We start from the raw sequence: 12546 nt of genomic DNA, 5'->3' as shown, positions 1-12546 counted from the left end.
TCCAAAATGATTTTAGATTTTATAAATAAAGAAAAGCCATGCAAAAGCATGGCTTTAAGTATGATAGCTTTAATGCAGTGTTATCAATCAAGAGGTTTAGCTAACGGGTTATTTACCACCAGCTCCACTTCATTAAGCTCTTGAGGTAAAGTTAACTGAAACTCTTCAAACATTGGTGAGCGTCGGCAATAATCCGGTCTGGTACGAATAATACTGACACTCACTTTATTTGCTTCCACTTTATCAATTTGCAGCTCGAAGCTTTTGTCATCAGTACATCCAGTGGATTGAGCAACAAAAATCACTAAGTGCTCCCAGCGTTTTGAAGACACCAAAGGCTCTACTGTACCTTCAATCGTATTCTCAGATATTTGTGGCATGCGCTCATTAGCGCACCCAACAATGCCCGAAAGAGCCAATATTCCAAGAAGTGTTTTTATCAGCTTCATTGTTTACTCTTCCTTTTTCTAAGTAGCGCTAGAGGCAATAGAAGCATTAACCAGCCTAGCGACAAACTTCCGCCAGATGAACCGGACTCCGTTTGTTTTACCTTAATGTTTTTGAGGTAAACAGTATCGTTATCAGAATAGCTGGTCACGCCTCGTTCATATATAAACATAACGTCATTGCTGGCTCCACTCAGCTTTGCGCGATAAGAAAAGTAGTTCGTCTCATACCCCGTGTATTCAAATACTAAACGACCATTGACTAGCACTTTAAAATACCCTGATTTGGATTGTGTATTCACTCTGGCATCAAAAGTAAGTTCGCCTTGCTTAAGGTTTTCGATTCGAAGGAGTGAACTTTGTCCTCGAGGAGTATCGCCCGCTTTTAAAGTATCAGCTAAATAAACTTCCCATGGAGTAGCATTTGAGTATACGGCGTCTCCCAACCCTACTGCGCTTTTCACATCATTGTTGACGGCGATTAGACCATATGAATGCAATTTGGTTTTTAGCTGGCTTTTAGTTGCATGATTGGTGTTTACAACGATCTCGGCTTCACCTCTACCAAGAGGAACCGTCAATTCAACGGTCACATCACAACTCTCACCTTGCTGTAAATCGCCCGCAGTAGCGCATTGGTTATTGGTGATCTTCAGTTTGTTTGAGTCTGATGAAACAACGCTTGAAACATTAAAAGGCGTCAGCTCATGGTTCTTTACTGTGACAGTCTTTGAAAGCTTAGTACCCGCTTGGTTAAACCCGAAATAAACATTTTGACGGTAACTCACGCCAGTCATTTGATCGTTAATCCAGCTATTTAGGTGAGCAACATTGGCATACACACCATATTTCCCTGGTTTTGCACACCCCTCGCCCCAACTGACAACCCCTACTTGGGTAGGAATACCATTAAGGTCCTGAATTAATGGACCACCACTGTCGCCCTGGCATGAATCTTTTCCGCCACTCGAAAAACCAGCGCAAATAGCTGCATCATTGATATTTTGATATCGCCCGCCAGAAGTTTGGCAAATTGAGCGGGTAACAATAGGCAAATCCACTTCAAACAACTCTGATGGATAAATGCTTCTTAAGTTTGAATTAGGCTGCTGATTTCCCCAACCGATAACCGTTACAGAGTCTCCACCAGTAGGCTCTTGACTTGTCGTAGCCAGCGCTACTTTATCTGAATTGATTGCTCTTTCTAACTCTAATACTGCGATATCATAATTGAGGTTTTGGGTGTCAAAAAGCTCATGTGTGTAAATACTTTGCACACCAAGACGTACACCTTCTGTGCTTGCTTTCTTTAAATCATAAACCCCAACTATGGCATCCAGCTCCTCAGGGTTTACGCCATTGACACAATGCGCAGCCGTCAATACATAGCGATCCCCAAGAAAGCTACCACCACAAGATTGTGTAGCAAATGCATCTTTTCCTTTGGCTACCAAAGCAGTCATAAATGGCCAGTCACCATTGGCTGATTTATTTCCTCCAATAATTCTCTCTGATTGAGAGGAGATCCTTACTGGCTGTTCAGATGCAGAAGCTGCACTACATGCACTGATTATTCCTAGCGCTAAAACTGCGTTTTTAACTTTCAAACTATTCATTCCTGTCTTACTTGTTGTTTCATAGTATTCACTCAACTGACACTTAGAAACCTTTATATTTTAGAGGCATATAACTATCACAACACATTTATAAAAAACAAGCTGATTTATCACATCAGACCTTAAACTGCCTGGTATACTCACTTAGACTTTCTGCCGATTGAGCGACTTCCTGGCTTGCGCCTGAAAGCTGTTCTGCGCTGGCGGCTGTTTGCATGGATGCCTCGTTGATTCGAAGCACGCTTTGATTCACTTCTTCCGTAACTTGGGACTGTTGTTCTGAGGCAGCGGAAACCTGCGTCATCATATCGTCTATTTGCTCTATCGAATCTGTTATCTCGATAAAAGCTTGGCGAGTTCGTTCAGACAGCTCAGCCGTTAACGTTGCCTGTTCCTCGCTCTTTGCCATGTTTGCCGTGGCAGATTCCGCAGCACTTTGAACAGCAGTGATCATGGTCTGAATATCCGAAGCTGAGGTTTGAGTTCGCTGGGCAAGTGTTCTGACTTCATCCGCAACAACGGCAAAGCCTCTTCCTGCCTCCCCTGCCCTGGCCGCCTCTATGGCTGCGTTCAAAGCTAGCAGATTAGTTTGCTCCGCAATTTCCTGAATAACAGTGAGCACATGACCAATTTCGCCACTCTTACTTTTCAGGGTCAGCATGTTTTCATTGGTTGATTTCACATCTTTCACTAGCTGACAAAGTGCACTTTCACTGTCTCGAAGAACCTGCTGACCTGAATTACTCTTGGCGTGAGCTTCCTGAGCCGCGCTTGCCGCACCTGTTGTACTTCTCGAAACATCAGCGATGGTACTCGACATCTGATTAATGGCTGTTGCAACCATTTCTGTGTCCTGATGCTGATGAGTAACCGCCGTGGTTGTTTGCTCAGAGGCAACCGAGGTTTCCTCTGCGGTCGACGCTAACGTATTAGATGCTTGCTGAATATGCGCAATCAGAGCCGTCAGCTTTTCTGACATGTCTCGTAATGCGCCATATAAGGTTTCTGAGTGCGCTTTATCGTCGAATTGATATGTAAGGTCACCATTTGCAATCTGCCGAGCCAATTGAATCATTTCCTTCGGTTCACCACCAAGCGGTCGCTTAATGGTTCGGGCTAAGTAAACAGCAAAGCCTACAGTAACAATCAAGGTGATGGCTAACAGAGTCCATATACTTTGGCGAATGGCGGTAACCATGGCGAAAGCTTCAGATTCATCGATCTCTGCGATGAGTGCCCAGCGAAGCTCCCCGATGTCTACAGGCGAAAAGGAAGAGAGAACGCGATTGCCGTTATAGTCTTCAATAAGCTTGTCATCGGTAACACCACTTAAAGCCTGAATTGAAGCTTCAGTTTTGACACCGTTATTTTCAACGCTGCCTGAAAATGATGCGCTGACAGTGCGACCTACCGGGTCCAGATAAGAATCTGATCGCATTCGAAAATCTTCACCCACCAAATATGATTCACCGCTTTCGCCCATTCCGGTTCGAAGTTGCATCACCTCATTAATCGCTTCTAGCGACAGCTGTAGCGCCACAACCATAATGGCATTGCCTTTAGCATCCAGAATCGGCTGCCCGATGAATGCGGCAGGATCATTATTCGATGGTGCATAAGGAGCAAAGTCCACCATCTGATAGCTTTTTTTCGCCAATACCTGACGAGTGAGTTCACCTAAATTTGAGCTAGAAAACTCACCATTCAGCATATTGGTTTGATAGTCCGATTCCTTGGCGACCGTGTAGAAAACCTCGCCGTTTGGCTCAATGAGAAACAGGTCGTGATAGCCGTACTTTTCTATGTACTGGCTATAGAATTCGACACCATTTTCATTTTTGGGAACGAACGATTCAGCGACATCCTTCTCTGTAATAATCGCCCACTCAAGACCCGGAGAAATTTCTACAGCATCCCAGACGGAAAGCACTAAGTTGCCGTTATAGTCCTGGTAAATCCCCTGTCCTGAATCTCCGTCTAATGCATAACTCACAGGTTTAGTTTCAACCAAGGTATCGTTTTTGAATGAAGCGATGACCGAATGCCCTACTGGATCCAACTTTGAGTCAGAGCGCATTCGCTTATCCGGACCAATTAAGTAAGTTTCTCCTGTTTCCCCCATGCCTTGTGACTGGGACACAATATGATTGATTTTGTCGATAGGAAATTGCAGTGCCACATAACCCGCTATCTTTCCGGAAACATCTCTCACCGCAGACAGAAAGAAACCTGCTGGTTCATTGTTAGAAGGCTGATAGAGAGTAAAATCTCCAACAACAATCTCTCCCTCTGTAATATCTGAGCTAACGGCTTGACGGTAGGCTCGGGCAAGACCCGATTGTTCAAGCGTGTCTGAATCCAGATTTTGTCCAAGATCAGACTCACGTGCCGTGGTATACATAATCTGACCTTCAGGAGTAATCAGAAATGCATCGTACCAACCGAAGTGTTTCACGTACGCATCTAACTCTTCCTGGAACATAATGGCGTTGTATTCCCACATACCGTCACCAAAGTTGGCATGGGAAAACATCTGCAATGCCTCTTCAGCTACCTTAGATTCAGCCAGTAGTGAAAGGCCCGCTTTAAGCTGAGCCAGATAATCTTCTATCTGCTGCTTTTGTGATTGGTTTACTGCGCTCAATTTACGAAATGCTTCGAGTTGCAATGTGTTAGCAACTTCAGTAAGCACATCCATATCACCTTCACGTTCCTGAAAAAACGCTTCGATTTGTGACTGCTTAATACTACGAACGGTATCAAGCTGATTGTAAGAACGCTCTCTAAGTGCCTTCTCCGCTAGCGAAGAAGACCAGAGCCCGAGAATAAGGGCTGGAATGAGCCCCATAAACAAAAGTGCGCCAATAATGACCTGTGATAGCTTAAATTGATTAATAAATCGTCCCATGCTGACCCCGCTATATTCACCTTTAAAGGTGCTATTTTTGGAATGGCGGCAGCACTTTCCGAAGGTAAAGCCAAAGTACTACCGTGCGGTAAAAAATAATAATATCAGTAGCATAAGACCCAAATATCACTTGATTTTCAACAACTAGACATATGTTGAAACACTTTATCATCCTAAATGAAGTTGAATTAATGTTTACAGAAATGAGCTTTAAATCAAAACCTGAGAATTAAAATAATCATGTGGGAGTATCAAGGGGTAAATAGACAGAGAAAGAAGTGGTCAAAAGTCATACGTAAAAACCGAGATTAGGCGAGCAAGAAACCGAAACATGCTCGCCATCCAGTCAGCAGTAAGCGAGATATCATTATGTTGTACTAGTGGAAATGGGCTTATCTCTGAGCCACATGAATAAATTAGCATATGCAAATATAATCAGTATCAATTATTCATTTTTTTGCGACTCACATATTTTTTAGTGTTTCAAAATTTATCAGTATTACATTTTTATAAATATAAAGGGTTAGATCCTTGTTCGAGATTTTTATTTGAACTTCGATAGGTTGTGGTTAATTGTCATACATCCGACTCTGAATCGAAGCGAAACTGTCACTTATCGGTCATAGGATAATCACGAACGAAAATTGGATTCGAGGTTCGTATGACAGTGGGTAGCCCTTTCAAGATCCCAAGAAAAACACCATTCGGAATTGGTGAAACTGTTGCGGAATGGGCAACAGGATTGTCCCAACTGGACAAGTTTTACGCGCAGAGACCAGTTGGTAGCGATACAGCAAGCTTTTTACGCTTTACGTTGGAAACATTGGGTATCGATTACCATCTGGCGCATGGAAAGCTTGAAAGTGTACCCAAAGCAGGACCGACAGTAGTAGTTGCCAATCACCCCTTAGGATGTGTGGAGGGTGTGATCCTCGCTGAACTGCTTCTGATGATTCGACCAGATGTTCAGATTCTTGCCAATCAGTACCTCAAAACCGTACCAGAACTTGATAAGCTCTTTATCGGTGTCGATGTTTTTGAAACCAGCCAGGCGCACAAAGCCAATCTCAAAGCTCTTCGACAGGCGCACCGGCACCTTGCAGAAGGTGGGCTTTTATTGGTATTCCCAGCAGGAGAAGTCTCTCGAATTGAAGGAAAACGCGCAAAGGCGCAGCTTCAGGACAAAGAATGGAGTCGCTCCGTCAGCTCACTTATTAAGAAAAACAAAGCCACTGCGGTTCCATGTTTTATTGACGGTCAGAACTCTCGTCGTTTCTATATGGCGGGAAAAATCCATCCACTACTGCGAACGCTGATGCTTGGGCGAGAACTTCTCAACAAGCGAGCCAGCAAAATTGGTATTCGAATCGGTGAGCCAATCAAATACAAAGAAGTACATTCGCTGTGTGATTCGCAATTGATTAATTATTTACGCCTCAATACCTATTTACTTAAACCCTCCGAGAAAAAGTCTTCCCACTCCCCCATTTCTGGTGAGCATTTTATTCCCGTTGCGAAACGTCTCCCTCTAGAAGAGTTGATGGAAGATCTGAATGGTCTTCCTCCAGAAGCGCTTATGCTGGAAAGTAACCAATTCTCGGTGTACTGCTGTAAAGCAGAGGCAATTCCTACCTTTCTTCATGAAATTGGGCGAGTTCGAGAAGAGAATTTCCGTGATGTAGGGGAAGGGACAGGTCAGGCATTGGATCTCGATAAATTCGATCAGGAATACCTGCATCTTTTTATTTGGGATAACGATAATCAGTGTTTGGTCGGCGCATACCGACTAGGTGTGGTCGATAAGCTACTGGAGAAAAAAGGTCTCAACGCTTTGTATTCCCGGACGCTGTTTAAGTATAAGCGCAACTTTATCCAGAAAATGAGCCAAGAGAGCAAGTGCATTGAAATGGGACGCTCAGTTATCGCCAAGGACTACCAACGCAGTATGAGCGCGCTCTTGTTACTTTGGAAAGGGATTGCTGAATACATTCACCGCAACCCAGAATACACCCACTTGTTTGGTCCGGTCAGCATTAGCAACGATTACAGTGAACAGGCGAGGCAATTGCTCGCAGATACAATGACTCTTCATCACTACGACGGTGAACGCTCACACTATGTAAAAGCCACTAACCCACTTCGCAACGACGCTAAACCTTGGAACCCAACCCTGCTGGCATCGCTTGGAGATCTTCAACTCTTGTCTCGCGTTATAGCACGCATTGACGATGGTAAAACCGTCCCCGTTTTGCTGAGACAATATCTTGGTCTTAACGGCAAGCTGGTGAGCTTTAACGTCGACCCCGCCTTCAACAATGCTTTGGATGGCTTAATTGTCGTTGATCTACGTGATGTACCCGTGAAAACACTGGCAAGGTACATGAGTGTAGATAACGCCGAACAATACCTGAAACTGCACCAATGCGAGTTTTAATAACACCTCATATCTTGCGAGGTTCTCCTGTGAGCCTCGTAAAAAATTCTTTACAAACTTTATAAAAAACCAAGTATGTCATTTGAGTTACATTTATTGTTCGACGGATTTTGAGTTGATAGCATCCAAATAGTTTCTGCCACAAATATGAATATGGATGTATATAAATGGCATTATCACCTCAAGATCAACAGACACTTCAAGCCTTCTTTGAATTCTGCAAAACTCATCAGTACGACAATATCGGTTACCCAACAGCCGCCGATTTCAATTACCAGGAACTAGAAAAATTCTGGCAATTTTCTTTCAATAACTGCGGTGACTGGGCAGAAACATCAAACTACCGGCTCAATACCTTTCAGTTTGAAAAAGAAGTCATGGCGTATTTTGCGGATAAGTTCAACATTCCTTTTTCAGAATCTTGGGGATACGTAACCAATGGTGGAACAGAAGGCAACATGTACAGTTGCTATCTGGCTCGCGAACTTTTTCCAAACGGAATCCTATATTTCTCAGAAGATACTCATTACTCAGTCGCCAAAATTGTACGCTTACTGAGAATTGAGCACCGCGTGGTCAAAAGCCTGCCAAATGGTGAAATGGATTATGACGACTTACAGCAGCACATTGAGTCGAATGGACGAGCCAACCCCATTGTTTTTGCCAATATCGGAACCACGCTTTACGGCGCAATAGATGACCTTGGAAAGATCAAAGAAGTGCTAGGTAATGCCGGTTTCAAGCGTGAGGAATATTACCTCCACGCCGATGCGGCTTTCCACGGAATGATCCTTCCTTTTGTTGATGCCCCTCAGCAGTTTTCATTTTCTGACGACATCGACTCTATCTCGGTCTCCGGGCACAAAATGATTGGGGCACCGATTCCGTGTGGCATCGTGTTAACGAAAAAGACTTACGTAGACAACATCAGTGTAGCCGTGGACTACATTGCTGCCATCGACAAAACCATAACGGGCTCTCGCAATGGTCTTACTCCTCTGATGATGTGGCACGCTATTAAGAGCAGTACCGAACAAGAAAAAGAACTCCGAGTAAAACGCTGTCTGCGTCTGGCAGAGTACGCAGTCGAAAAGCTCAAATCGAAAGGTGTACCCGCCTGGCTCAACCCAAATTCCGTTATTGTGGTTTTTCCTACCCCGACAGAAGCGGTGTGGAGAAAATACGGTCTGGCGAATTCTGCCAAACATGCCCACCTTATTATCACAGGTCATATGATCGAGAATACGGCTCTACTAGACCAACTGATTGATGACGTTGCCGAAGACAGAAATGAGATGGTTGTTAATTACAACGAGATTTGAAACTGGTTTGATATTTAGAAAAAGGGAAGCATCAGGCTTCTCTTTTATATAAAACCAGACACATACAAATGATATCATCCCAAAACTTATTATATTCAAGTAGTTAAGGGATTAGAGTGAATAAAGGAATCTTGGCGGTATCTTTCTCAAGTATAGTGTTACTCGGCTGTGGGGGTGGTAGCGATTCCTCTCACCAGCCTACTGCACGAAGCAGCTGTGGAGAAATTCACCTGAAGAGAGGTTACAGCAAAACCGTCTCTTCCAGCTCATTTTGGAGTACAACGGCACTTAGATCCGGCATTTATACCGAAATCTACCCAGAAGTAACCCTTGGTTCTGTGGATACCACATTGACCTCTACTGACTCAAAATGTAAGCAAACGCTGGATGCTTATACTGGATTTACTGTTCACACATGGGAAGGCACTACTCAGGGCGACTTAGCCACTGGAGAGCAATTTTACTTCAGACCTTACCTGCGTGTTCAATATGACCACCCTAATATAGGGTCCTATCAAAAATGGTTCGACGACGCTTCACCAACTCAATCCACGGCAAATATTAAGAAAGTAGAGCTTTATTCAGTGGCTGCCGTAGGTTATGGCGTTAGCTATCAGGAATTTAAGCCAACCAGTCACTCCGAGATGCACTTGGTAGAATTGCCTTTGACATGTTCCACGCCTTTGCCAAACACACTATCAATTACAACAACTGAAAAACCAGTAAACGACATTCTTGCCGCAAATATTGATACCCAATTCTGTAGCGATCCATATAACATCACCACAATTAATGGACCAGATGTCGCAAGACAATGTTTATCTGCCGCTCCAACCTCAGAGAAATCCCCGGTTAACTGCACATTTACTAATGCAAAAGTGGGTGTGCCAGATAATAAAGGGAATTACTTTCCTGCCTACATCTCAGGCAGCGTAACGAGAGAACAAAATCAAGACTTCGTTTTTCAAATCAGCAAAGTGGAATACTGAGTTTTATCGGTAGAAATGGCTCAGCTAGTCGATTAGCTGAGCCATTTAGTGAACCAAGAATATAAGCTCATAGAAGTACTTTTCCCCAAAGAAAAGTGATACTCGTATCACTTTTACACTCCGTATAACATATTGCTGTTATTACTATTTTTAGAGAGTTATTCCAATTCTTTCGTGTGCTTTCCATTTATCTCCTTTCGCTATACCAGTGACTGTAAGAATCGGTCAGACAAGACGTTCAATGCTGATTTCTGGTCTTTCATGTTTGCCATTAAGCTGGGCAGAAACCATGGAACAGGATGAATAACAATGACAATAAAACGTTGCTTTTCTATAGCTATGTTAGCGCTGACAGCCATAGCGGTATCGCCAGGTGTGAGTGCATCAGAGAAAGTTTACCGACTGAAACTCGCAGAAACCTGGGGACCGAACACCCCTATTCTTGGCGACGCAACAAAAAACATGGCAAAGCTTGCCAAAGAAATGTCGAACGGGCGATTGGAGATCCGAATTGATTCCGCCAATAAGCATAAAGCGCCGCTGGGCATATTTGATATGGTCAAATCGGGTCAGTACGATCTGGGGCATTCCAGTTCCTATTACTGGAAAGGAAAAGTCCCCAACACGCTGTACTTCTCTTCAATGCCATTTGGCATGATGTCGACAGAACAATACGCGTGGTTCTATCGTGGTGGTGGTATGGAATTGATGCAACAGGTATATGCTCCCCATAACATGCTCTCTTTCCCCGGCGGTAATTCCGATATTCAGATGGGCGGATGGTTCAAAAAAGAAATCAACTCTGTTGAAGATTTAAAAGGTTTAAAAATCCGTATTCCGGGATTTGCCGGAGAAGTGATGGCAAAAATCGGAGCCAAGCCAACCAACATCGCACCAGGCGAGCTTTATACTTCTCTTGAGCGAGGCACTATCGATGCACTTGAGTGGGTCGGACCTGCTTTCGATTTACGAATGGGATTCCAAAAAATTGCCCCTTATTACTACTCTGCGTGGCATGAGCCGGGCAGTGAAACTCAGTTCTTGGTGAACAAAAGAGTTTGGGAGAAGTTACCTAAAGACCTGCAAGTGATCTTGGAAACCGCATTTCGAGTAACGGCGTTTGATATGTATAACCAAGCACTGGATGCAAACGCCAATAGCTGGGCAACCATGAAAAGCGAATTTCCAGACATCAAAGTTCGGGATTTCCCACCTTCTGTCTTAGCCGCTATGCGCCAAGCCACTGATGAACTATTACAGGAACAAGCCAGCAACGATGAGTTAGCCAAAGAGATCATTCAGTCTCAGGCAGACTATCTTAAGAAGATACGAGGCTGGACGGACATTTCTCTCAAAGCTTATCTAAATTACGAATAGCACATATAAGGAGCAACACTCGTTGCTCCTTATTAAACTTCCATTATCAACAAAAACTATAAACTGATTATCAGTTCACCTAGATTATCTTGATTTTCATTGATTGCTACTATTTCACCTGTCAGAAACTAAACGGGTGAGTATCAAGATGAACGAAGCAAAAACACAGCACGAATTTCCTCCCATCAACCAGGCATACAATTCTGTTTTTAAAGCGGGAAAGCTCAGCATCGGTCTCGTAGCACCGTTAGAATCCTACCCAGTAGGAAATGAACCCTCTTTGACTGATCATATCTCTCGAATTCAACTCGCTGAACAACTGGGGTTTTCTGCTATCTGGCTACGGGATGTGCCTTTCAATGTGCCAGCGTTTGGCGATGTGGGGCAAATACACGATCCCTTTGTGTATCTGGGAATGCTGGCAGGACAAACACGCAGCATCGCACTTGGGGTCGCCAGTATTATTCTTCCGCTTCGCCACCCAGCGCATGTCGCCAAAGCAGCAGCCAGCATTGATTCGCTGTCTGAAGGCAGGCTTCTTCTCGGTATAGCCTCTGGTGACCGTCCAGAAGAGTACCCTGCCCTCAATATGAGCTACCCAGACAGAGGCACACGTTTTCGAGAAAGCTTTGAATACATCCGTGAAATGGCAACAACAAACCCTCGGTTCTCCAATCAGCATGGTGAGTTGACTGGTGCCATCGATATGCTTCCAAAACCTGCGGGGCACCAGTTGCCTATGCTGGTTACCGGAGCGAGCCAGCAAGATCCAGACTGGCTGGCTCAAAATGGAGACGGATGGATGACTTACCCCAGAAATGTTTCTGTTCAGGCTAAGATAGTGAAGGAATGGCGGGAACGCATTTTCGCTCTTGGAGGAAGTAATAAGCCAGCCATGCAGTCGTTATATATCGACCTGGTTAATGATCCAAATAAGGAGCCAGAACCGATCCATTTAGGTTTCCGCTCTGGGGTTCATTACTTACGTTCCTACCTGAGATCTCTGGAAGAAATCGGAATAAATCATGTGGCGTTAAACTTACGCTTCAATCAAGCCGATATTCCAGAGACTTTAGAGCGCATTTCAGCGGAATTACTGCCCGAATTTCAGGTATAAGTTACCAGGGATTATTTGAGCAGCTTGTCGCTACCCGCTTTACGCGTTACCACGAACCGAGAGGTGATAAATATGCTAGGTGAAGATCACAGTTTGATCGTCGATTTTCCTGAACTGGAAACCGAGATCCAGAAACTCATGCAGTCTGATACAGAGTTTGCGCAAGAAAACAAAAAATACACACAACTGGATAAAGAAATACGGAGCCTTGAACTGCGTAACGCCCCGATCGATGACGACGAAATGCATCGCATGAAAAGCGAACGCGCTTTTCTCAAAGACGCACTCTACAAAAAACTGACCAGCAGCTAACTGACCTGTACTCAGACAAAAAAGA

The 12546-nt window shown here is 44.1% G+C and carries 9 protein-coding genes; 6 read left to right on the top strand and 3 right to left on the bottom strand.

Features of this window, described 5'->3' with window-relative positions; translation table 11 throughout:
* Positions 1–83 precede the first annotated feature (83 nt).
* The 3 genes from RH89_RS10970 to RH89_RS10960 form a co-directional block, all read right to left on the bottom strand.
* Positions 84–449, bottom strand: a complete 366-nt coding sequence (locus tag RH89_RS10970; protein ID WP_004401837.1) for a hypothetical protein — start codon at positions 447–449, stop codon at positions 84–86.
* Positions 446–2053 (bottom strand): S1 family peptidase, encoded by a 1608-nt coding sequence (locus tag RH89_RS10965; RefSeq protein ID WP_004401835.1) that lies wholly within the window; start codon positions 2051–2053, stop codon positions 446–448. Before RH89_RS10965 ends, RH89_RS10970 begins: the two co-directional genes overlap by 4 nt.
* A 124-nt stretch (positions 2054–2177) precedes the next feature.
* On the bottom strand, positions 2178–4970 hold the full coding sequence (locus tag RH89_RS10960) for a methyl-accepting chemotaxis protein (RefSeq protein WP_004401834.1): 2793 nt from the start codon (positions 4968–4970) through the stop codon (positions 2178–2180).
* Between the two features lie 661 nt (positions 4971–5631).
* On the opposite strand from RH89_RS10960, the gene RH89_RS10955 reads away from it, so the two are divergent.
* The 6 genes from RH89_RS10955 to RH89_RS10930 all read left to right on the top strand — a co-directional run bounded on the left by RH89_RS10955 (position 5632) and on the right by RH89_RS10930 (position 12521).
* Positions 5632–7404 (top strand): lysophospholipid acyltransferase family protein, encoded by a 1773-nt coding sequence (locus tag RH89_RS10955; protein ID WP_004401830.1) that lies wholly within the window; start codon positions 5632–5634, stop codon positions 7402–7404.
* Positions 7405–7571: 167 nt separating this feature from the next.
* A complete protein-coding gene (locus RH89_RS10950) occupies positions 7572–8726 on the top strand; it encodes a histidine decarboxylase (RefSeq protein ID WP_004401828.1) in 1155 nt (384 codons plus the stop codon).
* Positions 8727–8842: 116 nt separating this feature from the next.
* The gene (locus RH89_RS10945; protein ID WP_004401826.1) at positions 8843–9715 is read left to right on the top strand and encodes a hypothetical protein; all 873 of its coding nucleotides are present in this window, start codon (positions 8843–8845) and stop codon (positions 9713–9715) included.
* A gap of 339 nt (positions 9716–10054) precedes the next feature.
* On the top strand, positions 10055–11092 hold the full coding sequence (locus RH89_RS10940; protein ID WP_050811521.1) for a TRAP transporter substrate-binding protein: 1038 nt from the start codon (positions 10055–10057) through the stop codon (positions 11090–11092).
* Between the two features lie 148 nt (positions 11093–11240).
* The gene (locus RH89_RS10935) at positions 11241–12209 is read left to right on the top strand and encodes an LLM class oxidoreductase (protein ID WP_004401821.1); all 969 of its coding nucleotides are present in this window, start codon (positions 11241–11243) and stop codon (positions 12207–12209) included.
* Between the two features lie 72 nt (positions 12210–12281).
* Positions 12282–12521 (top strand): HP1242/YdcH family protein, encoded by a 240-nt coding sequence (locus tag RH89_RS10930; RefSeq protein ID WP_004401820.1) that lies wholly within the window; start codon positions 12282–12284, stop codon positions 12519–12521.
* The last annotated feature ends 25 nt before the right edge of the window (positions 12522–12546 follow it).

The sequence above is a fragment of the Vibrio nigripulchritudo ATCC 27043 genome, from assembly GCF_000222685.1.
GTDB classification, from domain to species: Bacteria; Pseudomonadota; Gammaproteobacteria; order Enterobacterales; family Vibrionaceae; genus Vibrio; species Vibrio nigripulchritudo.
This window is presented reverse-complemented; position numbering and strand designations above follow the sequence as displayed.